The sequence below is a fragment of the Streptomyces sp. NPDC001920 genome (genome assembly GCF_053594495.1).
The window spans coordinates 1-23997 of record NZ_JBSFEP010000038.1 but is presented as its reverse complement, the minus strand read 5'-3'; the positions used below and the strand labels follow the sequence as shown (position 1 = coordinate 23997).

The 23997-nt window shown below is 68.3% G+C and carries 21 protein-coding genes and 7 pseudogenes; 18 read left to right on the top strand and 10 right to left on the bottom strand.

From position 1 onward, the window contains the following. Positions 1-1307: 1307 nt before the first annotated feature. Together ACWCPI_RS38480 and ACWCPI_RS38475 are read left to right on the top strand one after the other, a co-directional pair. Positions 1308-1679, top strand: a complete 372-nt coding sequence (locus ACWCPI_RS38480) for a relaxase domain-containing protein (RefSeq protein WP_451042604.1) — start codon at positions 1308-1310, stop codon at positions 1677-1679. Next, on the top strand, positions 1657-2088 hold the full coding sequence (locus ACWCPI_RS38475) for a relaxase domain-containing protein (protein ID WP_451042603.1): 432 nt from the start codon (positions 1657-1659) through the stop codon (positions 2086-2088). Before ACWCPI_RS38480 ends, ACWCPI_RS38475 begins: the two co-directional genes overlap by 23 nt. Before the next feature lie 324 nt (positions 2089-2412). Here the strand turns inward: ACWCPI_RS38475 and ACWCPI_RS38470 are convergent, their stop codons facing one another. Continuing rightward, on the bottom strand, positions 2413-2628 hold the full coding sequence (locus ACWCPI_RS38470; protein ID WP_451042601.1) for a transposase: 216 nt from the start codon (positions 2626-2628) through the stop codon (positions 2413-2415). A gap of 546 nt (positions 2629-3174) precedes the next feature. Between ACWCPI_RS38470 and ACWCPI_RS38465 the strand changes: the two genes are divergently transcribed. The 9 genes and pseudogenes from ACWCPI_RS38465 to ACWCPI_RS38425 form a co-directional block, all read left to right on the top strand. Beyond that, positions 3175-3282 (top strand): keywimysin-related RiPP, encoded by a 108-nt coding sequence (locus ACWCPI_RS38465; RefSeq protein ID WP_110635242.1) that lies wholly within the window; start codon positions 3175-3177, stop codon positions 3280-3282. 133 nt (positions 3283-3415) lie between these two features. Continuing rightward, complete coding sequence (locus ACWCPI_RS38460; protein WP_451042600.1) at positions 3416-5287, top strand: asparagine synthase-related protein; 1872 nt, start codon at positions 3416-3418, stop codon at positions 5285-5287. After that, the gene (locus tag ACWCPI_RS38455) at positions 5284-5541 is read left to right on the top strand and encodes a lasso peptide biosynthesis PqqD family chaperone (protein ID WP_451042599.1); all 258 of its coding nucleotides are present in this window, start codon (positions 5284-5286) and stop codon (positions 5539-5541) included. The genes ACWCPI_RS38460 and ACWCPI_RS38455 overlap by 4 nt, the downstream gene beginning before the upstream one ends. 109 nt (positions 5542-5650) lie before the next feature. Further along, entirely contained in the window at positions 5651-6067 is a 417-nt protein-coding gene (locus ACWCPI_RS38450; RefSeq protein ID WP_189697567.1) for a lasso peptide biosynthesis B2 protein, read from the top strand. Positions 6068-6372: 305 nt separating this feature from the next. Beyond that, positions 6373-9441 (top strand): DUF6531 domain-containing protein, encoded by a 3069-nt coding sequence (locus ACWCPI_RS38445; RefSeq protein WP_451042598.1) that lies wholly within the window; start codon positions 6373-6375, stop codon positions 9439-9441. Further along, positions 9329-9673, top strand: a complete 345-nt coding sequence (locus tag ACWCPI_RS38440; protein ID WP_451042597.1) for an RHS repeat-associated core domain-containing protein — start codon at positions 9329-9331, stop codon at positions 9671-9673. Before ACWCPI_RS38445 ends, ACWCPI_RS38440 begins: the two co-directional genes overlap by 113 nt. A 19-nt stretch (positions 9674-9692) precedes the next feature. Further along, on the top strand, positions 9693-9944 hold the full coding sequence (locus ACWCPI_RS38435; RefSeq protein WP_451042596.1) for a hypothetical protein: 252 nt from the start codon (positions 9693-9695) through the stop codon (positions 9942-9944). Between the two features lie 414 nt (positions 9945-10358). Further along, positions 10359-10847: a hypothetical protein gene (locus tag ACWCPI_RS38430; RefSeq protein WP_451042595.1), complete on the top strand. Its 489-nt coding sequence runs from the start codon at positions 10359-10361 to the stop codon at positions 10845-10847. A gap of 98 nt (positions 10848-10945) precedes the next feature. Beyond that, positions 10946-11197: pseudogene (locus ACWCPI_RS38425) on the top strand (transposase); the annotation flags it as partial. 39 nt (positions 11198-11236) lie between these two features. Here ACWCPI_RS38425 and ACWCPI_RS38420 read toward each other — a convergent pair. The 3 genes and pseudogenes from ACWCPI_RS38420 to ACWCPI_RS38410 form a co-directional block, all read right to left on the bottom strand. After that, positions 11237-11488 (bottom strand): annotated as a pseudogene (locus tag ACWCPI_RS38420) (transposase domain-containing protein); the annotation flags it as partial. Positions 11489-11925: 437 nt separating this feature from the next. Then, positions 11926-12186 (bottom strand): hypothetical protein, encoded by a 261-nt coding sequence (locus tag ACWCPI_RS38415; protein WP_451042594.1) that lies wholly within the window; start codon positions 12184-12186, stop codon positions 11926-11928. A gap of 53 nt (positions 12187-12239) precedes the next feature. After that, positions 12240-12500 (bottom strand): annotated as a pseudogene (locus ACWCPI_RS38410) (WD40 repeat domain-containing protein); the annotation flags it as partial. On the opposite strand from ACWCPI_RS38410, the pseudogene ACWCPI_RS38405 reads away from it, so the two are divergent. After that, a pseudogene (locus tag ACWCPI_RS38405) lies at positions 12458-12703 on the top strand (SpoIIE family protein phosphatase); the annotation flags it as partial. The pseudogenes ACWCPI_RS38410 and ACWCPI_RS38405 overlap by 43 nt on opposite strands. Positions 12704-12797: 94 nt before the next feature. On the opposite strand, the pseudogene ACWCPI_RS38400 reads toward ACWCPI_RS38405, so the two are convergent. Both ACWCPI_RS38400 and ACWCPI_RS38395 read right to left on the bottom strand, forming a co-directional pair. Next, a pseudogene (locus ACWCPI_RS38400) lies at positions 12798-13266 on the bottom strand (transposase); the annotation flags it as partial. A gap of 160 nt (positions 13267-13426) precedes the next feature. After that, positions 13427-14173, bottom strand: a complete 747-nt coding sequence (locus ACWCPI_RS38395; RefSeq protein ID WP_451042593.1) for a TetR/AcrR family transcriptional regulator — start codon at positions 14171-14173, stop codon at positions 13427-13429. 94 nt (positions 14174-14267) lie between these two features. On the opposite strand from ACWCPI_RS38395, the gene ACWCPI_RS38390 reads away from it, so the two are divergent. The 5 genes and pseudogenes from ACWCPI_RS38390 to ACWCPI_RS38370 all read left to right on the top strand — a co-directional run. Continuing rightward, positions 14268-15356: an amidohydrolase family protein gene (locus tag ACWCPI_RS38390; protein ID WP_451042592.1), complete on the top strand. Its 1089-nt coding sequence runs from the start codon at positions 14268-14270 to the stop codon at positions 15354-15356. Between the two features lie 389 nt (positions 15357-15745). After that, complete coding sequence (locus tag ACWCPI_RS38385) at positions 15746-16057, top strand: hypothetical protein (RefSeq protein ID WP_451042591.1); 312 nt, start codon at positions 15746-15748, stop codon at positions 16055-16057. A gap of 154 nt (positions 16058-16211) precedes the next feature. Continuing rightward, positions 16212-16715, top strand: coding sequence for a hypothetical protein (locus tag ACWCPI_RS38380; RefSeq protein ID WP_451042590.1), 504 nt, complete (start codon positions 16212-16214; stop codon positions 16713-16715). Positions 16716-16991: 276 nt separating this feature from the next. Beyond that, complete coding sequence (locus tag ACWCPI_RS38375; protein ID WP_451042589.1) at positions 16992-19382, top strand: tetratricopeptide repeat protein; 2391 nt, start codon at positions 16992-16994, stop codon at positions 19380-19382. A 117-nt stretch (positions 19383-19499) separates the two neighbouring features. Further along, positions 19500-19915, top strand: a pseudogene (locus tag ACWCPI_RS38370) (hypothetical protein); the annotation flags it as partial. Positions 19916-20000: 85 nt separating this feature from the next. Here ACWCPI_RS38370 and ACWCPI_RS38365 read toward each other — a convergent pair. From ACWCPI_RS38365 to ACWCPI_RS38350, 4 genes and pseudogenes are all read right to left on the bottom strand, one after another. Next, positions 20001-20162, bottom strand: a pseudogene (locus tag ACWCPI_RS38365) (DNA primase); the annotation flags it as partial. 328 nt (positions 20163-20490) lie between these two features. Further along, positions 20491-20682 carry a hypothetical protein gene (locus ACWCPI_RS38360; RefSeq protein WP_451042588.1) on the bottom strand — a complete coding sequence of 64 codons (192 nt, stop codon included), beginning with the start codon at positions 20680-20682 and terminating at the stop codon, positions 20491-20493. A gap of 47 nt (positions 20683-20729) precedes the next feature. Further along, a complete protein-coding gene (locus ACWCPI_RS38355; protein WP_451042587.1) occupies positions 20730-22232 on the bottom strand; it encodes a C25 family cysteine peptidase in 1503 nt (500 codons plus the stop codon). A 93-nt stretch (positions 22233-22325) separates the two neighbouring features. Next, entirely contained in the window at positions 22326-22835 is a 510-nt protein-coding gene (locus ACWCPI_RS38350; RefSeq protein ID WP_451042586.1) for a hypothetical protein, read from the bottom strand. A gap of 745 nt (positions 22836-23580) precedes the next feature. On the opposite strand from ACWCPI_RS38350, the gene ACWCPI_RS38345 reads away from it, so the two are divergent. Next, the coding region (locus tag ACWCPI_RS38345; RefSeq protein ID WP_451042602.1) for an IS110 family transposase at positions 23581-23997 on the top strand (417 nt) is incomplete at its 3' end.

Here is a 23997-nt window from a genome sequence, read left to right as displayed (position 1 = left end):
GGGGTGTGGGGGGGGGGGGGGGGGGTGCGCTTGCGTGGGTGGGGGTGTGGGGGGGGGTGGGGTGGGTGGTTTCGCCCCCCCCCCCACCACCCGACTGTGGAAGCTTCCTTGAGGCGATACAACGTGATCAATCTGGGCCAAAGGGTCAAGCAGGGTACGTGATTGGCAGAGTCAGCGGGTGCGCTGGAGCCATTGCTCCCTGTTATCGAGGCTCGGCCATCGCAGTGTTCCGCAGCGTCACCTTTCGAGATGTGCCGCGCTTCACGTAACGGGCTGGTCATCATCGGAGGCCGCGTCCCGCCAGGCCCTCCGGACCCGTTGCCATGACCGGAGGACATCAGGCAACTGCTCCAGGATGCCTCGGACAGCGAACAGGAGAACGGAGATGACACCTGCACCTGCAAGGAGCGTGAGTACCGCTGAGTCGCTCACCGGCTTCCGACCTTTCGTGATGGTGGTCGAACCGGTGGGGAGGCAGGCTCAGTTCGACCACGCTGTGCGTGGCTAGAACTGACTTCCTGCCGACACCAAGAACTCAGACCGGGATCAGCTCCCGGGGGCTTCTTGCAGGGTGATGCATGCAGGCCCAGATGCCTGCGTGTACGAATCCACTCCCCGGCCGCCCGTGTCGGAGGCGGGCACGGTTCTGTGGAAACCTTCCTGGCACCCCAGCACGGAGCCGGGCCGCCCAGGGCGCGGACAGACCGGGCGCTGGGCTCGGTCTGAGATTACCCCGAAGCTAGCACAACTGGCATTGCGTGGACCTGAGTTCACTCTCCGACTTGACAGCTGCGGATCGCATCCGGCTCGAGGCGGGCACGAGTCCGCGATGACGACCACATGGATGCGTTGGGCGGCTGGTCGTCACGCAGCATTCGCACGGCGTCGTCAGACGCCGCCGAAGCGGTTCCGCATCACCTCCGTCCACTCCCGGGGCCGGACGGTCTCGCAGCCAGCGCAGCGGTACCCCACATCCACACGCGGGCCGGGTGGCCCAGTTGAGCGGAGGGGCGGGTGCGGCCGTACTCGATCCGGAGCGGTCGGCGGCACAGTGGGCAGGGGGCTCCGTAGGGCGGTTCGTGATCCATGCAGCGGACTGTGCACACGTCGACGGCTTACCGTCTCGTGCTGCCGGGACGGCCCGCCTGGCGGGCGCCGCGGTAAAGATCTGGTGATGGCCTCCCGTGCGGCGGGAAGCACCCCGGCTCACGCTTTTCCGCAGGTCATTGGCGGGGTTCCATGGCCCGGTGATCAGCAAAGCGGAGGTCCGCCCCGGTGACGGGTGAAGGTACTACTTCCGCAGCGTGATGGTCGGCGACGGCCAACGCCCTGCGGGTAAGGCGCTGCGCGCCGCCCAGGACGAAGCCGGTGTCCCGCCCGGGGTCTGGAAGGGCCGGGGCCTGGCGGCGGTCGGTCTCAAGGCCGGGGACGTGGTGACCGAGCGGCAGGCCGAACTGCTCCTGGGGGAGGGCCGGCACCCGGACGCCGACCGGATCGAGGGTGAGGGTCTGGAGGCGGGCGATGATCCGGCGACTGCGCGGCGGGCGACCGTGCTGGGCAGGCCTATCGAGCACAACCGCTCGCCCAAGACCTACAAGGCCAAGGAGCGGACGCCCTGGCTGGCCCTGGACCTGACGTTCCCCGTCGACGGCACACATCGCGTGGGCGCTTGGGTATGACGAGACCTGCCTGGTACTGGAGCTGTGCCAGGACATCTCCCGGGACAAGGCGCTGGCGTGGCTGGAGGATGCGGTCGCGGAGATCCGCTGGGGTAGCGGCGGCAAGCACCGCGAGCCGATCCGGGACGGGCTGATCGTCGCGGTGTTCCGGCACTACGAGTCCAGAGCTGCCGAGTCGAAGCCGCTGCTCCACGATCATGCGGTGGTGTCGATCCGCGCGCGGCGGCCAGACGGCACGGGAACGTGGGGAAATCTGTCGGCGGACTCGATGCTGGCCCACATCGTCGTGGCCGACACCCTCTACACCCGGTGCCACCCGGCGATGGCTGGCGCTCTCGCACGCACTCGGTGCACCGCACCCGATGTTCCACACCGCACCGATGCACGCACTGCCGACCGCGCCCCTTGACCAGGTCGGCCTGGCGCGCGGGTCGATACCCCTTGACCAGGTGCGCCACCCAGTACGTTTCTCCTTGCCACAGCACGTTCGGGCCGTCGGTCAGGCCGTGGTCAAGGGGGTGTGTGATAGAGGGCCTGCCGCCGCGCGGTGCGGTGCGCTGGTGCGCACGGTGCGGTGGATCTGACTGGCGGTGGTGCGCACCCGATGCGCGCGGTGCGTACCACCCATCCTCGGCGACGCGATGGTCAGGCGCACTGGGTGCGCACCTGCCAGCGCAGCAGGTCGTGAATGGTCTGGTCGATGCCGTCGTCACGCCAGGTGTAGAAGTAGACTTCACCGCGCCGGGCGGCGGAAAGCCGTGCGGGAGTATCTCCCACTGGCAGCCGGTGCGGCCCTGTAGAGCAGCGCGTTGACGATCTCCCGCATCTCGTACCGGCCCCGGTGGCCGCTGATCGAGGGATGCGCGGCCTCCCACGCGGCGATCACCGGCTCGAACAGCGCCCACTGCTCGTCGCTCACGTCGGTCTTGTAGGGCTTGCGCTCGCCCACGGTGCCCAGCCCAACATCCCCATGGCCCCGGCCGGCCGGGATGCCGCACCGCCACACGCTCAGGTGATGACAAAACTCCTATCACTCTCATTCCGCCCTCTAAGGGCGCCGGCTGTCTCTCAAGGGCGTTTTCCCGGCCACTGCGGCGGTGACTGCCCGGCGGAGGTGGCGGGCTGAGTGTGCGGCTGGCGCATCGTGCGAGGTGATGCCGGGGCCGGCGTGGATCGCGCCTCCGTCGGGTGCGGCGCATCCGGGCCGAAATTGCCTGTTGCTGCCCGAAGAGGGCGTCGTGAGTACCCCGTTGTGCGGGGAGTATGACCCGGCGCCGGCATTCCGTGAGTCGTGTGGCCGGTGTGACGGAAGGGCCGGTGCCGATGTGTGTCCCGGATGGCTTGATGACCCGGTTGTGACGGAAGAAACCGCACGCCTAGCTTTGGCACTGCCGCCGGCGCCCCGCTCGTTCGGGTGCGGCGCGTCGGCCGGGGCAGCAGGCGGAGGCAACCCCGCTTGCATCGAAGGCACGTTCATCGACGAAGGGATATGACGATGGCTTACGAGCGTCCCACTCTCACCAAGGTCGGCGACTTCCAGAAGGTCACGGGCCTGGCCGGGACGGGCAGCCCCGACCTGCTGGGCGGCCACAGCCTGCTCTGACCTTTTCTCCACCTAGCCCATATTTGTCATGCACACCTAATACAGGGCTGGTAGAGAGCGTGGGCGGCGCCGGCGGCGCCGCCCACGCCCCTGTCGCACATCGCCGACCGCACCCGACCGGAAGGACCCGCCCATGGTGACCGGCCCGTCGTCTCCCGCCGGGCACTACTGGTTCCTCGTTTTCCCGGACACCGACGCCGTCGCGACCCTCGCCGCGCGAGCCGGCTCCCGTGGGACCCGTCAGATACCGCACCCGTCCGGTCGGCCCTGGCTGATCGGGCGCTGGCCGGACCACGCTGTGACGACGGCCGCGTGCGGACCCGCCCAGCTGGTCGTGCTCGGGCAGCACGCGGTGACCGAGGATGAAGCGGCGCGCGCGGCCCGTAGCGGATCGCCCGAGGCCGCCGACGCGTACGCGAGGAACTGGCCCGGCAGCCACCATCTGATCGCCTGCCGCGACGGCAGGACGCTGGTCCGCGGCACCGTCACCGGTGTCCGCAGCGTCTTCGCCGCCAAGGCGCCCGGCACCCACGGCGCCCATCTCGTGTCGGACCGTGCCGACGTCCTGGCCGAACTGACGGGCGCAGACCTGGACGAGGCCCGTCTGGCCGTGCAGCTGCTCAGTCCCGCGATCCTGCACCCGCTGACCACTCAGACGGTCTGGCGCGGAGTCGATGTCGTCCCCGGCGACCAGCGCGTACTGCTCGACCGCGACGGCCACCTTCGTACGAGCCGCTGCTGGAGTCCGCCCCCGGCCGACCTGTCGCTCGCCGAAGGCGCCCGGCTGGTCCGGGAGCGACTCGCCGACGCGGTCACCGCACGGATCGCGGGCCGCGAGCTGGTCAGTGCCGACCTGGGCGGCGTCGACTCCACCGCGGTGGTCGCCACAGCCGCCCGCGCGGGGGCCAAGACCGTCGCCTACACCGCCGCGATCCACGACGTCCTCGGCGACGACGTCACCTACGCGCGGCGCACGGTGGAGGCGCTGGAGGCCGTGGAGCACCACGTGGTGCCCGCGACCGCCGTACCCCTGACCTTCGACCGCGTCGACACCCTCGACGACGACCTCGACACCCCGTCGCCCTACGCGGTCAACCGTCACCGTCGGATGTACATCGTCGAACGGGCCGCGGAGCGGGGCTCCCCGCTGCACCTGAGCGGCATGGGCGGCGACGAACTGTTCAGCGGAGCCTCGGCCCACGTGCACAACCTGCTGCCACGCCACCCGCGCACGGCCTGGCGGCTCGCCCGCGGTTTCACCTCCCGCCACCGCTGGTCCCGCCGCACGGCCCTGGCCCAACTCTTGGACCGACGCCCATACGGCTCCTGGCTGACACACGTCGCGCACGACCTCACTCATCCGCAACCGGCCATGTCCGTCCCCCTGTTCACCTGGGGCACCCCGCCGCGGCTGCCCCCGTGGGCCACAGGGCGGGCCGTGGAGGCCGCGCGCGAGCTGATCCGCGAGCAGGCCAAGGACGCGCAGCCGCTCAGCCCCGGTCACGGTGGGCACCGGGAACTGGCCACCCTGCGCACCCTCGCCCGCTTCGCCCGGCACGTCCAGCAGATGTCCGAACCGCTCGGCGTCACCTTCGCCGCCCCCTACTACGACGACCTCCTAGTCGAGGCCGCCCTCGCCGTCCGCCCCCGGGACCGGGTGACTCCTTGGCGGTACAAACCGCTGATCGAGCAGGCCATGCGGGGTGTCGTCCCGGAGGCCAGCCGCCACCGGGCCACCAAGGCGCACGCCGCCTTCGAGGAGGAGACCGGGCTGCGCTGCCATCGCACCGCACTGCTCGCCCTCTGGGAGGACTCCCGGCTGAGCGAACTGGGCCTCGTCGACGTGCCGACCCTGCGCGACTGGTGCATGCGCCCGCTCGCCGCCGACCTGGAAAGCGCACTGCTGCACCCGACCGTCGGCTGCGAGGTGTGGCTGCGCGCACGCGAACGACACCGTGACCCGCTGCAGCCGACGGAAACCGACATGGGAGGTATCACGGCATGACGATGACCCTGCGCCCCGGAGTGGTGACGGCCGACACCGAGTACGGGATGGCCCTGCTCGACCAGAACAGCGGCGAGTACTACACCCTCAATCCCACGGCGGCGCTGATCGTGCGGACCCTGCTGGAGGGCACGAGCAGGCAGCAGGCGGTGACAGCACTCACCGGGCGGTACGACGTGAGCGCCGAGCAGGTCGAGGAGGACATCACCCGGATCCTCGAGGAACTGCGCACCGCAAAGCTCCTGGAGGCCTGACCCGGCCCCACCGCCGCCCCGTCCCGCTCTCGTCCCCGCCTCTTCTGGCCCGTTTCCCGCCAGCCCCTCTTCCACCCCGTCCCGTCCTCGTCCCGGAGGGTTTGCCGCAGTGTCCACCTCGCAAGTCGTCCCGCACGATCCCCGGTCGGTGCCCCTCGGTCCGCGGCTGGTGACCCGGCTGGCCGTCGGCTGCGCCCATCTCCTCGCCCGGCAGCCCCCCGCCCGCATCCGTACGGTGCTGCTCCGGCTGCGCAGGGGAGCCCGGCCCGCGACCGTCGCGGAGGCCGCCCGGGCTCGGCAGACCGTCCTCGCCGTCAGCCTGGCCGCCGGCGGCCAACAGGGCTGCCTGCCGCGCTCCCTGGCCACCGTGCTGCTGTGCCGGCTGCGCGGCCAGTGGCCGACGTGGTGCGTCGGCGTACGCACCCAGCCGCCGTTCGCCGCACACGCGTGGGTGGAGGCGGAAGGCGTTTTGGTCGGCGAAGGCGCGCCCGCCGACTATTTCCAGCGGTTCATCACGGTGGACTGAGCGGCGGGGCGTGGCGCGTGGGCGCACAGCGCCTCCGCGATGGCATCCGGCAGCTTGAACACTGGCACTCCGGACGGCATGTTCATCCCGCCATCATGGAGGTCCAGCACCTGGCACGGCAGCAGCGCGGGCGACGGCATCTGGATCTGAGTCCAGGCAGGGCGGTACGGCCAGGCGCACCTACCAGACGTCGGGGGCACTACCCACCCCACGCGACGGGCTGGCCGTTGCTGTTGTGACCCCAGTGCGGTTCCTCCATCGAGGTCTCGTGGCCGTCGTCCAGGACCGTAGGGACCGGCGTGTAGATGGAGCTCTGCCCGGCCTGCGACGCCGAACTCCCTGCCGCCAGCGCGCTCATCCGCTGGCACCGCGCCCCCGACCGCGGCCCGAAGGCGCTGCTGGCATCCGAAAAATCGGCGAACGCCAAGCCGACCAAGGTCGAGGCTCCTGCCACCCCGGCCGGGGTGACCAAGCCTCAGGCGTCGAAGGCCGAAGCGGAGCCTTCGGCGGGGGTGGCTGCCTGGCGGGCGGCAGAGAAAGCCCGTACGACCGGCAAGGCGGCCACGGCCGACGCTGCATCCGCCGCTCAGGCCACGCCCTATGTCCCCGAAGGCCAGGGCCACGTCCCCTGGCACCGCCTCCTCGACACCCGCCTGAGCGACGCCCTCGTGGCCCGGGTGAACCTCTCCAACGGCAATCTGATGCTGGCGGCCACCGACTTCGACATCGCCGGCGTCGGCCAGAAACTCCAACTCACCCGCACCTACAACTCGCTCGAAGCCCCCTGGGGCAAGAACTCGCAGCGCTGGTGGCAAGCGTACGAACGCTACCTCCAGGCCGGCGACGGGGAGGCGGTCGTCTTCGACGCCACCGGCAACGCCCTGCGGTTCAAAGCGACCACCACCGGTGGTTACACGACACCCACCGGCTACTCCAAGGACCTGAAGATGAACGCGGACGGCACCTACACACTCACCGACCGCAAGTCCGGCAGCCGTGACACCTACGACGAGCACGGCACGCTCATGAAGGTCACGGACAAGAACCACGGCACGATCACCGTCGACCAGCACGACGAGACCGGCGAGCACAAGGGTTTCAAGCTGACCGATACCCGTTCCGGCCGCTGGATCGACCTGGTGAAGACGTACGGCAACCAGTGGCAGGCCAACGATCACACCGGCCGCACAGCCGTCTTCGACCTCGACGCGTCGGGGAACCTGGAGCGGGCCACGGACACGGCCGACAAGGCGACGACGTACGAGTACGACTCCTCACGCCGCCTGACGAAGGTGACCACCCCGGAGAGCACGGTCACCCTGTTCACCTACGACGACCACAACCGCGTCACTTCGATGCAGCGCGCCACCGAGTCGTCGAGCAGCGGCCACACGGGGCCGACTTGGCGCTTCGACTACACGGCCGCCACCCCGGCCGACGCGGGAACCACCACGGTCACTGACCCAGACGGCGACGCCACCAAGTACATACACAACGCGGACGGCGAGGTCACCAAGGTCACCGACCCCCTCGATCACTCCCGCCACGCCAAGTACACGGGCCACTTGGTGCAGAGCGCGATCGACGCGATGGGCACAGGCGCGGACGGAACGGGCGGTAACACCACCACTTACGGCTGGGACGGCCGTAACAACGCCCTCTTCCAGAAGCTCCCGCTCGGCGCCACAGCGTCGGTGACGGCCTACCAGACGATCGCCGGCACCGACGTACCGAACGACTTCACCACCGCCGACGGCCGCAAGGACACCTTCCAGTACGACACCAACGGCAACACCCTGTCGGTGACCACGTCCGGCACCGCGGGCGGCGAGCGCACCTACACCTACAACAAGGCCACTCCCACCTGTGGCGGCTTCGAGGGCCAGCGCTGCACGGCGACGGTGAAGATGTCCGAGCCAAAGTCGTCGACCACGTCCTTCGCCTACGACGACAAGGGAAACCTCAAGACGGTCACCCCGCCCGCCCCGCTGGGGAAGACGGAATACACCTACGACGCGCTCGGCCGCGTGGAGATCGTCACGGACGAGCGCGGCGTCAAGACCGTATACACCTACGACACCCGCGACCGGGTCAAGAAGGTGTCCTCGACGAACGCCACCGTCACCTTCGACTACGACGGTGACGGCAACCTGAAGGTCCGCACCGACGCCTCCGGCACCACCCGCTGGGACTACGACAAGCTCAGCCGCGAGAAGATCCGCACCCTGCAGAGCGGTGCACAGACGGCCCTCGCCTACACCCCAGGCGGGGAGGTCGACTACTACACCGACCCGACCGGCACGACTGACTACACCTGGGACGCGGCCGCCCGCCCGGACTACCTGACCGACCCGGACGGCAAGAAGACCGACTTCGACTACGACAAGAACGACACCCGAACCAAGACCATCTACCCGGGCGGCACCACCCAGTCGGTCACCCCGGACAAGAACGGCCGCCCCGAAATCGTCAAGACCACCTCGGGCACGACCACACTGATCGACCTGACGTACAGCTACGCCAACGCGGGCAAGGACACCACCAAGATCCGCACCCGCACCGACAACCTCACCAAATACAAGACCACCTACCAGTACGACACCCAGGACCGGCTCCGCTACGCCCTGGAGGCCGACTCCGCCGGCGCCCGCAAGGCCTCCTGGCTGTACTGCTGGGACCAGGCCGGCAACCTCACCTCCCAGGACAGCACCGCCTCGACCTGCCCCGGCGCGACCACCTGGACCTACAATGACGCCCTTCAGCTGACCGCCCAGAACGGCTCCACCACCGGCTGGTCCTACGACAAGCTCGGCAACGAGACCGCAGGCGGCCGCACCCCCATGACCGCCCGCACGAATGAGACCTGGACCGACTACAGCCAGCCGTCCGGCCTGACGGTCAACGGCTCCGCCTACGACCTGGTCCACGCGGGCACGGACAACTTCGAGCGCACCAAGCTGGGTTCAACCTGGTTCCACCACACGGCACTCGGTCTGGCGTCCACGACGACGAACGGCGTCGACACCGGATTCATCCGCGAACCGGCGGGCACCTTGAACTCCATGACGACTGGGGGGAAGCCCTACTACTACCTCACCGACGCCACGGGCAACGTCCTCGGCCTCGTCGACGACGCGGGCAAGCGCACGCACACCTACGCCTACGGCCCCACCGGCCTGCCCCGCGGCACCACCACCGAGGCGGCCCCCCCAGCCCCACCGCTACACCGGCGCCTACCTCGACCCCACGGGCCTGTACAAGATGGGCCACCGCTACTACGACCCCACCCTCGGCCGCTTCACCCAACCCGACCCCTCCGGGCAAGAGACCAACCCCTGCCTCTACGCCGGCGGCGACCTCATCAACAACAGTGACCCCACAGGACTTTTCAGCCTCTCCGACGCTCTCGATGCGGGAGAGAGCATCTTCAGCACTGCCACGGGTTGCCTTGCCGGGATCGGCGCTGCGGCTGAAACCGGCATCATCGCCACTGCCGGCATCATGGCCGGCCGTGGGGCACGGCGGCCGCGGTCGTCGGCAGTTGCGCCGTCGGAGGCTTCCTCGGATACAACAACGCCGACCTCATCAGTTACGGCTAACCCGTGACGGAAGGGCGCGATAAACCATGAGCAACAAAGTCAAGATGAGCATCTTTCTGTCCGTGGTCGCGGTCGTCACCGTGCTCGCGTTGCTGCAAGGCCTCAGGGCAGAGGGATCGAACAAGGCCCTACCGCTCATCGTGGCAGCCCTTGGAATGGCATCGCTCGGCATGTGGACCATCGGGGTCCGCAGCAAGGCCAGGAAGAAGCGACCAGACTCCTCGCCGTCCGCGCGCCCGCCGCGGGCGGCGAGGAGTCGGTGCCGGGCTCACGACTGAATAGTGCGAGACGGTCATCGCGCTGATCCGCCCCAAGCGGACCGTGGCGCCGACCACGGCTGGTCAACGGGTCATGACCGGGGCCCGCAGCGCTACGAGCTGGGTTCCTGGCGCAGGTCCAGGAAGGCCGGTTCAGTGAGGCCGCCCAGCAGGCCGCCCACCGGCCGCCTCGCCCGGCCCGAGCTGACCATCGCCATCGACGTTGCCACCCGCGCCATCCTCGCCGCCGTGCTGTGCCCCAGCGCGACCAAAGCCGTGTCCTCAGGCGCGCGTCGTTGTCCCGCGGCGCCGGCCAGGCGTTCGTCCAGGGTGGTCAGTCGCTGGTTGGCAGCTTGTCCAGCTGAGTTGGCACCTTGGCCCATGGCCTTGTGCGTGCGGCTTGGTCCGGACCGGTCAGAACGTAGGAGTGGATGGATGGGCGTGGATGCGGAGCGGGAGTGCTGGGAGCTGCGGTCGGGAGCCGGTGTGGGTCCGTTGCAGTTCGGGATGTCTCCAGCCGAGGTCGCCCAGGCGCTTTTGGTCCCTGGACCGCAGGCACGGGCTGGCGGTCCGTATGCGCAGGAGGACTTCCGGGATGGGGTGAAAGCGTTCTACGACGCGGGCAAGCTCGCCTGTGTTGCGCTGGATGCGGTCACCGGTCCGCAGGTCTCCCTGTCTGGCTTCCCGCTGGCGGGAAGCGATCCGGAGCAGGGCAAGCAGTTCCTGCTGGACCACGCTGAGGAGCATGGGAACTGTCTGCTCTACACGCCTGATGACTCGCTTTCCCTAACTGATATCGGGCTTCTTCTGCGCTCGCAGCAGGTCGGGGCAGCGCGCCTGACCCGTCCGCTGTTCGTGAAAAAGGAGTGGTTGGAATCGGAGTACTTCCGAGACCACCTTCCGCTGGAGGGCGCCTCAGGCTGAGCGCTCGATCTGGCGAACTGACGCCAGACTCTGCGTGCAAGTCGCGATGAGATGCCGCGGGTCTTGTGCTCGACGATCTCGGTCGGCAAGGTGTCCGGGTGCGTGATCTTGTTCCGGACGACCTGTGGGATCGGGTGGCCCCGTTGCTGCCACCCCCTCCCGAACGAAGCCACCGGCATCCCGGGCGGGTGCGTGTTCCTGACCGAACAGCACTCGCCAGCGTCCTGTTCGTGCTGCGGACCGGTGTCGCCTGGCGGTTCGTCCCGGCGGAGACTGTGGGCTGTTCCGGCGTGACGGCCTGGCGCCGGCTGCGGGACTGGACCGAGGCCGGCGTCTGCCCACGCCTGCACGCTGCCCCTGCTGACCGAACTGCGCCGCGCCGACCTGCCGAGCCGGGCCCGCGCCCGGCACAACGACGACGAGTTCACCCGCGCGATGGCCCGGCTCCCAGGGATGCCGCTGGTCAGCAGCCGCAACATCTCCTCGCACGACTCCCGGGCGAAGAGACACAGAGCCAGGACCAAGTACACGAACAGCCGCGCCGGCAAATGGCGCCGGCGCCGCTCGGCTCGGTCATGCTTGACTATCGCCGCGTCGACCAGCTCGGCGGTGAACACCTTCGTCAAGATCCCGATCCGCACACGCTGGCCTGCGCCCCACGCCGTTACACGCGGGGCAGCGACTTCCGCAACTCAAAAGCAACTGCATTGGCCGTCTTCAACCGGGCCTTTCAGAGCAGGAAGGACGCGAGCGTGACCGCTGTTTCGTAGGAAATGGCCATCGCCTGCCGAGGTTGGACAACTCCTCGCAGGGTCGAAGCGTGGCATCGCGGCCGGGGCATCCGCAGGGCGTATGACGGCCGAGTCGACATGACGCTGCGAGATCGAGGGTGGTCCTGCTGACGCCGCCGGCGATATAGGTGCGGTCGGCGGCGTTCAGTCCGACGGCACCATGCTCCCCAGCGCGAGCAGCGACAAGACTATTTACCTCTGGCGGCTCACGTGAGTGTCATCGGCGGCGTCGTCACATCGCGTACTCGCACTTCTACCTCAGCGAGGGAGCGCGCCCCGGCGGTCGGTCACTTGGCTGGGCAGACGGGTCCGGCTGATGTGTCGTGCAGGTAGGCGGCGCTTTCCTCGGCGGTGAGGTCGCGGGTGACGGAGCGGCAGATCCGCTCGATAGCCTGGGCGGGGTCCAGGGACGCGGCGGCCTTCCACAACTGGACGGTGTCGCCAGCAGTGGCGAGGGTACGGTTGTCCGGGCTGAAGGCGAGGGACCCCACCTGGTGGGTCGGTGCGACGAGAGTGCGGGTCGGCCCCCTATCGGGGTTCCACAGCACGACCCTGTTGTCGTAGCCGAGAGTGGCGAGGTACGACCGTCCTGTGTGTACGCGAGTGCGGCGACCCCGTCGGTACCGGCGCGGAAGGCGCGGCGCAGTGCGCCGGTGGTGGTGTCCGAGAAGCGGACGATGTCGTCGACCGTGCCAATGGCGAGGGTGCGGCCGTCACGGCTGAACGCGACTGCGGACACCGCGCCCGTATGTCCGCCGATCCGAGTCCGGGCGGTTCTCCGAGCGACGTCCCAGAGCCATACGGTCGAGTCTTCGCCTCCCGTGGCACGTTCCCCGCCCCCAGGCCGGCCTCCCCTATACACCGGGAGACACCCTCGTGCTGTACACCGACGGCCTCATCGAGCGCCGCGGCGAGGACATCGATGCCGGCCTGGAACGCCTGACCACTGCCCTGGCCCAGGACCGAACCCTCGCCCCTGACCCGCTGGCCGACGCACTGCTGACCCAGCTCGACGTCGCCGGGGGCGTCTCCGACGACATCGCTCTCGTCATCATCCGCCTATGACCTGCGCGACTTTCTGGGGGCGCCCGGAGATACTCCAGCCCGGATCAGGATCAGGCATTCGGCTTGTCTTTTAACCAGTTCGGCGTGGTTCTGTGACGTCCGCCTCGTTGGCGCTCGTGCGCGACCACCACAGCCGGCCGGCTTGTTGACTCCGCCGCTGGGCAGTTTCTCCACGACCAGGCGGATGACGGTGCCCTCGATGATGGGCAGCGGGCCGTCGCGGTCGAGCCATGCGGCCCGGCGGGTCAGCCGCGGGCGCAGCCGGTCCCACGCCTGTGCGGTCGCCTTCCCGTAGAGCCGGGTGTCCGTGGCCGTCACGGCCTTCTGGGTGCCCCAGGTGGCGGGGTCGCCCAAGACGAATTCGCCGCCGTGCTTGGGCGGCCGGCCGCCCTGGGGTTGGCCAGGTGGAACTCTTTGCGGCAGGGCGTCGGACGCCGCATGACCCGGTCTGAACGGAGCCGGCCGAGGATCTCGACGGGCAGCCCAGCCGACAGGTGGGCGATGCGCGGGGCGTCGTATCCCGCGTCCAGCACGACCAGCATCTCCGGGTCACCCGGCCGCCATAGGCGGGCGGGTGACCCGGAGGCTCGACGACCTCGCGGATCTGCACCGTGGTTGCCCGCCGTCGCGTCGGCGTTGTCTGGGCCCTCCGTCGCGACGGACGGTGCTACGAAACCACGCCGCCGTCGCTCTCGTGGTTTGACAGACGCCATGTGGAATCAGTCAGCCGTCTGCGGCAAGGCGGTCGAGCCATTCGCTGAGGAGGTGTTGTTCCGCGTTGCTGAGCGCTGTCTGGCCGGGCAGGAGGGCCTGCACGGTGCGGACGGCGTCGGCGAGGCCCGCGTCTTGCACCACGGGTCTTTCGTGGGTGACGGCGGCGACCATGGATTCGCGCAGTGTGGTGAGCAGGGCCGGGTCGCGTTGGTCCTCGGGCAGCGACAGCCAGGTGAGTACGGCGCCGCGCGCTGTCGCGTGGATGAGGGCCGCCGCGAGCTTCTCGTCGACGCGGAGCCAGCCGCCGGCGGCGAGGCGGCGGATGCGCCCCAGCAGTATCTGCATGCCGGCCTGGAAGGAAGTCGATGTCGTGCCGCGGCGGGGGTCGTTGTACATCAGCGCGTACAGCTCGGGGTTGGCGAGCCCGAACTCGACGGCGAGGTCCCAGCCCGCACGCAGATCTTCTACCGGGTCCTGAGGGCGGAGGTCCCTGTGCTTTGCCGCGAGGAAGCTGGCGTAGCCGTGCTCCGCCACTGCCTCGAGGAGCCCGTCCTTGTCGCCGAACAAGCGATAGATCGCAGGGGGCTGCGTCCCGGCGGCCGACGCGACAGCCCGGGTGGTCACCGCGTCGCGACCCTCACGTGCGAGCAGGTCCGCCGCTGCCTCAATCACCCGCTGCCGGGTGACCTCACGGACGTCGGCTGCAGTCTCCGACGCGGTGACGGGAATGGCCTCGTTCTTTGCTCCCTCAGGCATGAATCAATGATAGCGCCCACTTGCTTCCATCGTTGCTTCCGGTGTTATCGTGGTGCGCGTATCAATGGAAACAGCGAGAGACGAGGAGCGCACCATGCCTGAGAAGCTGCGCACCGTAGGCCTCGAGGAGCACGTGGCGCTGCCGGTCCTGCTCGATGCCTGGACACGGGCAGGCGTGCCGCAGATCCCGCAACTCGGCTACGGCGACGAGCCGATAGCGCAGCGGCTGCGCGACGTCGGCGACCGCCGCCTGGCCGACATGGACGATCAAGGCGTCGACGTCGCCGTGCTGTCGCTGGCCACACCCGGTGTGCAGAATCTGACTGCGGCGGAGGCCGTGAGCGTGGCGCGCGAGGCGAATGACGCACTCGCCGAAGTCGTCGACGCCCACCCCGACCGATTCCAGGCGCTCGCCGCCGTCCCGACGCCGGCACCCGAAGCCGCCACCGCGGAGTTGGAGCGCGCGGTCACCCGACTCGGCTTCCGCGGCGCGATGCTGTACGGGCGCACCGGTGACAAGCCGGCCGACGCGCCGGAGTTCGACGACCTCTACGCCACCGCCGAACGGCTGCGGGTACCGCTGCACTTCCACCCGCAGACCCCTGTGGACGCGGTCCAAGAGGCGTATTACTCGAATCTCCCCCACGGAGTCGGCCGAGTGCTCGCGACCGCCGGCCTGGGCTGGTACTACGACCTGGGCGTGCAGTACCTGAGGATGATCTTCTCCGGGGTGTTCGACCGCCACCCCGGACTGCAGGTGATCGCGGGGCACTGGGGCGAGGTCGTCCTGTTCTACCTCGACCACATCGGTGTCCTGCAGGACATGGCGAAGCTGGAGCGGCCTCTGGCCGACTACTTCCGCCAGAACTTCTGGATCGCGGGCAGCGGCACGGTCAGTGAGCGCTACCTGCGGTGGACAGCTGAGGTCGTCGGAACCGAGCGGATGCTGTACTCCACCGACTACCCCTACACCTTCGGAACGCGGCCCGGCGGCTTCCCCTTCCTCGACACCAGCCGCTCAGTCGCCCGGTCGTTCTTGGAGCAAGCACCGTTCACCGAGGAGGAAAAGGCCGCCATCGGGTCCGGCAACTGGGAGCGGCTGACCGGGCACACCGCCACCGCGCACGGCGGCAGCCGATCCGCAGACGACCACAGCGACAGCACCTCGGGCGGTCAGCGATAACACAGGTGTCCGGCCCGAAGCCGGCCAGCGGGCGGAAGGCCCGCTCCAGCACGGGCTCGCGGCGGGCGGGGCGGTGCCCGGGGCCCTGGAGGGCTCTTGGGGTGCCTCGGCTGTCGTAGTGATCGTCCCCGCCCGCTGTCACGCGGATCCCACCGGACGGTCATCTTGCGGCCGGCCCCTGTCTCCCCGGGACCGGCACTCGACGAACAACCGGATGACGTTGTGAACCCCTTCCCACGCGGGCCGCGTTCAGCGGCCCGCCCGTTCATGAACCCGCAAGCCGGTGGCCTGTCCCCGGCCCGGCGGTGACCTCTGTCAGACAGAATCCCGGAGGAACAGTGGCGACAACCCCTTGTCGTGTGCCGTCCGCCCGATGCAGACCCCTGGGCGTGGCAATCGTCTTGGCCGTCCTGGCGGTGTCCGTGTGCCTGGGCATCGTCCGACCCGCTGAGGCGGTGGCGTCCACCGCCTCGCATCGGCAAGCCGTCGCCCGCTGGTGGGCGCCGGTGCACTTCCAGGACGTCGGCACCAGCGGTGAGACCTCGGAGGGCGGCACGTCCGACTATCTCACCGCCTACGACTTCGACGGCGACCTCAACGGCCGCAACAACTGGGAGAACATCACCCAGTCCCGGCTGGCGACGAACGTCTACTACTCGGTGGTCGAGACCGAGGGCTACTGGTTGTCGGCGTACACGTGAAGCTGCCCAGCTTAGTACGTGGCCACGTGCACAGCATGGCGCGCTTTGCAGTGTCGGATGGTGTGAGTTTTGCTGGATGTGTGAGCTGACCAACGTGCACTATTGCCCGACGCGGCACAGCGGAGGTGGCCCATCTACAGAGAGTGGTGATCGCATGCTGGTCGAGACGTTGACAGCCGTGGCACTGTCTGGTGGTACCGCAGTGGTCCAGGCTGCAGGGACCGATGCGTGGAACGGCCTGCGCAGACGGGTGGGGGACCTCTTCGCGCGCGGCGACGCCACGAGGGCGGATGCTGAGCTTGAGCACCTTGACCGCACTGCCCAGGCACTGAGCAGCGCGAAGGACATCGGCACCGAACGTCTGCGACAGGAAGGCGTGTGGCAGGGGCGGTTCGAAGCTCTGCTGGAGAGCTTCGACGCCCCCGGGCAGGAACGGGCGGCTGAGCAACTGCGGGAGATGCTGTCGTTCGTCGCCGCTTCAACTGGTGATGTAGCCATCGGAACAGGGAAGGCCGCCGCCCGCGGGGGTGGCAGCGCGGTCACCGGTGTCAAACGCACGGGCGGTAGCCAGACCGGCTCCGCGACGGCGGTGAACACAGGGGAGGCTGAAGCCGAGGGGACTGGCTCCGGCGCCGTTAGCGGCATCGTCAACGAATGACCACGCCCGGCACCACCGCATTATGAAGGAGCCGACATGGTCCGATGGCCGAGGGGCAGACGCGACTCCGGCGTGGCCGCCGCCGCTCCTGCAGAGGCGGCGGAAGGCAGCGACCACGGAGCACAGTGGGCTCCCCGCAACGAGCGGTCGGCTGCAGAGCCCGGAACCCGAGGTACTGGGCAGGTTGTGATCCAGAGTGGGCACGCGACTGCCACCCACGGCGGGATCGCCGTCACCGGAATCTTCAGCCCCACCGTGCACCTTCCGCCCGAGGCAATGCGACCTCCCGCCGAGGTGGACGCCCCCGCGGGCCTGGACAACCTGCCGTACCGGCCAGGGCGCTTCGTAGGCCGCTTCCGCGACCTCGACCGCCTCGACGCCGCCCTGAACACCCCAGGTACGGCACTGGTGCAGGTGGTGCACGGGCTGGGCGGAGTTGGCAAGAGCACCCTGGCCGCCCACTGGGCCGCCACCCGCCCCCACGGCTGTACACCGGTGCGCTGGATCACCGCCGACAGTCCCGCTGGCGTCCAGCAGGGCCTGGCCAGCCTTGCTACCGCCCTGCAGCCCGCCCTGGCCATGGCCCTGCCAGCTGAGGAACTCGCCGAGCGGGGGTTGCAATGGCTGGCCAGCCACACCGGCTGGCTGCTCATCCTCGACAACGTCAACGATCCCGCCGACATCGCCGCCCTGATCGCCCGCGCCCCCTGCGGCCGGTTCCTGATCACCAGCCGGCTCGCCACCGCCTGGAGCGACGTCACCACACGGGTACGCCTCGACGTTATGGACGAGACCGAATCCCTCGCCCTGCTCACCCGCACCACCGCAGCCAGCCCCCGCGACCTGGACGGGGCCGCTGAACTGTGTGCCGAACTGGGCCACCTGCCCCTAGCGATCGAACAGGCAGCCGCTTACCTAGCCCAGAATCCACTGGCCACCCACCGCGACTACCTCCACCTACTCGCCCAGCGCCCAGCAGCGATGTACGTCCAGGGCGGGGCCACCACGCCAGCCGAGCGCACCATCGCCCAGATCTGGGATATAACCCTGGACCAGATCGCCATCCGCCAGCCCGCAGCCGCCGACCTCCTGCGCAGCATGGCCTGGTACGCCCCCGAGAACATCCCCACCGCCCTAGCGGACAGCTTCGCTGATCCGCCCGCACTTAACCAGGCAATCGGCCTGCTCACGGCCTATAACATGATCACCGCCGACACCGGCGCCGGCACCCTGGCCATCCACCGTCTCGTCCAAGCTGTCGCCCGCACCCCTGACCCCGACCACCCTCACCGCACGCGCAACCGCATCGACCACGCCCGCGAACAGGCCATCAGCAACCTGTACAACGCCCTACCGCCCCTCGCCGCGGATGACCCCACCACCTGGCCTGCCTGGCGAACCCTGCTGCCCCACATCGACGCCCTCGCCGACCACACTGCCCCAACCACCGACACCAGCATCATTGCCTCCCTCCTCAACGCCGCCGGAATATTCCTGACCGAGCAGGGCTTGCCGTTCCGCGGGATTGTGCACCTCCAACGTGCCCTTACCGCCTACGAGCGGGTGCTGGGCGAAGATCACCCCGACACCCTGACCTCCCGCAACAACCTCGCCGGCGCCTACCAGGAGGCGGGGGACGTGGCCCGTGCCATCCCCCTGTACGAGCAGACCCTCGCAGATCGGTTGCGGGTGCTGGGGGAAGACCACCCCAACACCCTGACCTCCCGCCACAACCTCGCCTTCGCCTACCGGAAGGCGGGGGACCTCGCCCGTGCCATCCCCCTGTACGAGCAGACCCTTAGCGACCAGTTGCGGGTGCTGGGGGAAGACCACCCCAACACCCTGATCTCCAGCAGCAACCTCGCCTGCGCTTACCGGGAGGCGGGGGACCTCGCCCATGCCATCCCCCTGCACGAGCAGACCCTTAGCGACCAGTTGCGGGTGCTGGGGGAAGACCACCCCGACACCCTGACCTCCCGCCACAGCCTCGCCTTCGCCTACCTGGAGGCGGGGGACGTGGCCCGTGCCATCCCCCTGTGCGAGCAGACTCTGGCAGATCGGTTGCGGGTGCTCGGCGAGGACCACCCCGACACCCTGACCTCCAGCAGCAACCTCGCCTGCGCCTACCAGGAGGCGGGGGACGTGGCCCGTGCCATCCCCCTGCACGAACAGAGCCTCAGCGACCGGTTGCGGGTGCTGGGGGAAGACCACCCCGACACCCTGACCTCCCGCAACAACCTCGCCTGCGCTTACCGGGAGGCGGGGGACCTCGCCCGTGCCATCCCCCTGCACGAACAGACCCTCAGCGACCAGTTGCGGGTGCTGGGCGAGGACCAACCCGACATCCTGTACTCCCGCCACAACCTCGCCCTCGCCTACCAAGCGATAGGGGACCTCGCCCGTGCCATCCCCCTGCACGAACAGACCCTCACAGGCTGCGAGCAGATGCTGGGCAACGATCACCCCCGCACCGTGGATTCCCGCAACTGCCTCGCCGATGCCTACCTGGAGGCGGGGGACGTGGCCCGTGCCATCCCCCTGTACGAGCAGACCCTCGCAGACTGCGAGCAGGTGCTGGGCAACGAACACCCACTCACTAGAACCGCACGAGAGGACCTCACTCACGCCAACGCCATTCGCCGCGACGGGGACACCGAGCCGACTTGACCCACTCAGGGCCGCCACCAACGGTGAACCCCCAAGGCCCGCCCTGAGGCATTTTCGAACCTCATCGGCCTGAGCACGTAAACCTGTACCGGCCTGTGCACATTCGATCGTACGCCGACAGCCGACGGTACCTGGGATCGACTGCTGGCCCACGTCCAGCAGCACTCGGATGCCGTCGGCGCCGTCGACTGGACCATCGTGTGTGTTGATTCCACCACCGTGCGGGCTCACCAGCACGCGGCCGGAGCGCGAAAAGGGGGCTCTGGCCGGGTGAGGCGATCGGCCGGTCCCGCGGCGGGCTGACCACGAAGATCCACTTCGCCTGCGACGGTGAGGGCAGGCCCCTCGCCTTCACCTCCGGCGGGGTGAGAGCCGGTGCCGGCTGGACCGGGCGGCCTACCGGCGCCGCAACGTCGTCGAGCGCTGCTTAAACCGGCTCAAGCACAACAAAGCCCTTGCCACCTTACGACAAACGCGCACGTCACTTTCAAGCCCTGGTGACCATCGCCTGCCTACGACTCTGGCTGCCCTGACTTTGCGGACACGACCTACCCCCTTCCTCAGAGCTCTTGCGGAGTTCGGCCAGCCGCGTGCCGCAGTCATCGATCTGTCGAGTCGCCGCCAGGATGGGCGTCTGCTGGGGCTAACGGTGGTGGAGCGGGAGTGGAAGTCCTCGTTCGGGTCGGGGGCCGTCAGCAGCCCGGTGCGCAGGTCGACGACGCCCTGAGGAGTGCACAGATGGTAAGGGTCGGCGTCCAGGCGGTCGGCGTTGGGGACCATGCCGGGCGTGCCCCGACGGCATGCGCCTGCCAATGAACCAGGCCGGCTGCGGTGCGGACGCTGTGCGGGCGGGATCCGCGGCTTCGTGCAGGAGCATGTCGGCGCCGGGGACGGTTGTTGATCATGGATGAGGGGCGGCCTTCATCAAGAGGGGCGTCCGGGCGTTCCTGGCGCTTCCGCTGGAAGGGTGCTGAAGGCCGTAGTCGTATCTGCCGCCTGCTGGATTGAGGATCCGGCCCGCCAGGCGGATGCCCAGATTGGCGACGAACGCCGCTGCCCTGGCCAAGCGGCTGCCCAATCGCTCGACGAAGCACAGGAGCGCACCGGGTCAGTCGTCCAGTACTGACCATTCGTTGACGAAGAAGTACTGCCGGTCGACTTCGCCCTGGGCCTCCACACGGTGGCCCGCCAAATGGCTCAGGCTGCTTGCCTGGAAGGGGTTCTCACCAGAGAGGCGCACCACGTACTCATGCTCACCGCTGTGCAGGACGAGGGCATCCCGCTCACTCTTGGAGCCCACGTCAATGCGCTCAATAGAGAGCAAACCGTGTAGTCGTGTTGATGTTGTCATCGAGCCTCGTACTCTTCTACGGACACAATGCGGTCATCTTGTTCGCGGACGATCACGATGATATCAGTGCGCACAGGGGCGTCGGAGGAGCGTACGGCGTGCAGAAGGTGCTGACGCGGCGGTCGCCCGAGGCCCTTTGGTACAGCAGCCTCGCTCCTCCAGGTCGCGGCGAATGAGGAAATGGAGGCCGACGGTGGCAACCCGTGCCGTGCAGTGATCGAGTGCAGTTGTTCTTCGAGTGCGGCACTTCGGTAGCTGGAGGGAACCGGCTGTGGCACCGAGATGCCCTGTTGCAGCACGTGGGCGGTGCGCTTGGCTTCATGACGGCGCTCGGCCATGGCTGCGTGCGCGTCAGTCTCCTCGGTGGCGAGTTTCGGTAGGCCCACCGGCCTGACGGAAGGATCACCGAGAAGGATGAATTGAGAGAGGGTCTTGAGGTCCACCGGATCAAGGTGGGTCTTCCCTTTCACATAATCCAGCCTCGCTTTGAGTGTGGCGTAGCCACTGGATTGACCCTGGAGGGTTTCCCGGATGACATACCGACTGATCAGGTCGGCCTTATCGCAGTGGTCCGCCGGGCCGTACGCGATGTTCGTGCTCCCGAAGAATAGGACCGCGCCGTTGTCGAGGTAGGTGTTGCAGATGGGCATCCCGGTGGGGATACTCGGCTGGTACAGCTCTGCCCCGTAGCAGCACTCCGCCGCCAGGATTGTCCCGCTGGTAAGCGGCTGATTGACATCGTTGGCTTTGAGGGCCACAGGGAATCCGCCGTTACCCTCCCCATACCAATTTGGATCCCTGCTGGCTCCGTGGCAGTTTACGAAGTGGCTCCTGGCGGCCAAGGATTTCGCTAGCCAAGGTGAACCATCGGGCGGAATCAGGTGCAACGCATTGGCATTACCGAAAATGTCCGTCAAGTTCACTTCCGTCGACTTACGCCAGACTGCGGCAGAGAGACCGAAGTAGGATTGGTATGCTTCGCGTTGCACGGATGTAGCGGCTGCGGAGTACTTGATGAGATGCACTAGATATGACGGGTCATGACTTCCCGTGACATCGGGGAGCCGGCCGACGACTCGACTGGGATTCGTGAACTTGCTCGGTTCCTGGCCAGCAGCATCGTAGGTGACCTCGCACGCGTACGGTAGATCACTGGGCACCGAAGGGTCGTCGTCAGAGGCAAGGTTCGTCAAATGCTGGTGCGGGATGACGTCGTGACTCCCTAGGAGCATCAGGTAGTCGGGCTCGGCCGAGCGGAACACTGCGTCGATGGCGTCCTTGTTCTGCTTCTCGTCCTTTTCGTCAGTAACCACCGGGGCGTCATATTGGGCCATTTGTACCCGGTTACTCAGATCCACCACCGTGGTAGTGATGCCGCGATCCTGGTCGGACTTAACCAGGCGCGTGAGCGCCTCCTGCACTGATGTGAGGTCGGCTTCTCCGTACCCCTTGTTCTGCATGGCGGAATAGTTGGCGATGATGAGCTTAGTCGCGCTCATAGTGCAAGCACCTTTCTGGGTTTGAACAGTGGAAATTCGGACGCTGGATAAGTCGCGTGGATGCGAGAGGGGTGCCGCGTTTGTGCGGGCGCATCAGTAATTGATGTTCTCGTCGAGCGGTGGGTAATGTGACCTGCACTCGCCTGGCTCTGTAGGGCGGCCCAGAATTTGAAATGAGGGCATCGCCGGACGTATAGATACACGTCTGCCAAGGTTCATTCGGTCCGCGGGCTCAGGGGTCGAAGACGATGTCCTCGATGTCGTGGGTCCAGCGGACGTTGCTGTCGTTGACCTCGATGATGAGGTCGCGGCCGGTGCTGGTGTGCCCGGTGGAAAGGCGGGGTCTCCGTCGTTCAGCAGCACGTACTCGCCGAGCCGCCGGTTGAACTTGGGCAGGATGACGTCCTTGCTGACCTCCGTAGGGCCCACGACTACCGTGGGTTTCTGAGTCTTGTCGAGCGGCCACAGACCCTCGCCGTCGGCCTGGGCCTTGTGCGCGGTCGCGGTCATGTCGTTGCGCAGGTCGGCGAAGAGGGACCGGTAGAAGGTCGGGTAGACGATGCCCTTGGCGAGCAGCTTGTGGTTGACGGCCTCGTGCAGCATGGCCGGCGTGAAGAAGACGTTGCCATCGGCATCGGCGTCGGGTCCTGCTGCGGGCCCGGTGAAGGCGATGCAGCGGCCGAGCGGGTCACCGCCGCGGGTCGGGACGTATCCGCGGACGGCGGCGGGGTTGGTGGGGGCCTTGACCTTCCCGCTCGGACTGCGCTGTGCGGGGTCGAACCCAAGGGGGCGCAGCAGTTCGGCGGCCGCCCTTCGGCCTGCGCCTTGGGCTGGTGCAGCACGCCCCCGCCGACGAAGGGGGGATCGAAGTGCGTCTCCAGGGCGTCGATGCCCTCCAGGCGCAGATTGGCTCCACCGGGGCCGCGGATCTGAATGGGAACTGGGCCGGGGATCGTGTCCCACACGGCCGGGTCGTCCGGGGAACCGGACTGTGTCCCCGTCGGGGCTCGTCCCCACCATCCGGAATTCGCCTTGGATGCGGGCGTACGGCATGAGCGGGCCTCCTCACGGACGCCTGGTGGCGGCCAGAAATGCGCGGACGGACGCCGCACGGCCACTCCTCACTATGCGTCCGCGGCCCCCGGGGGTCCTGTTGGCGGTTCAACGTCTGCGAAGGGAGACGTTGAACCGCCACCGGGCGCTCACGGGGTTCTCACCGCCCGCAGCACACCGCGGCCAGCAGGCCGTCCAGGATGTAGAGCTCCCAGAGCGGCCAGTTGCCGCTGTGGTTGAGCACGATGGCGCCGCGACGGCGTACGGGGCCCTCTGTACGCCCCGTACGTCACCGATGGCCAGGATCTGGGCCGGTATCGATGCAGGAAAGACCCACCACCACTGCGTCGCGATCGACGAGAGCGGCCGCAGGCTGCTGTCGCGACGGGTCGCCAACGACGAACCTGAACTCCTCGAACTCCTCGCTGATGTCCTGGCCCTGAGTAACGAGGTGACCTGGGGGATCGACCTGGCTGACGGCGCCGCCGCCCTGGCCATCACGCTCCTGGTCAACCACGACCAGCCGGTGCACTACATCTCCGGCCGGGCCATCCACCGCGCCTCCGAGAGCTACCGCGGCGAGGGCAAGACCGATGCCAAGGACGCCGCCGTCATCTCCGACCAGGCCCGGATCCGCCGTGACCTGCACCCCTTACATCCCGGCGACGAGAGTGTCACCGACCTCAAGATCCTCACCGGCCGGCGCGCGGAT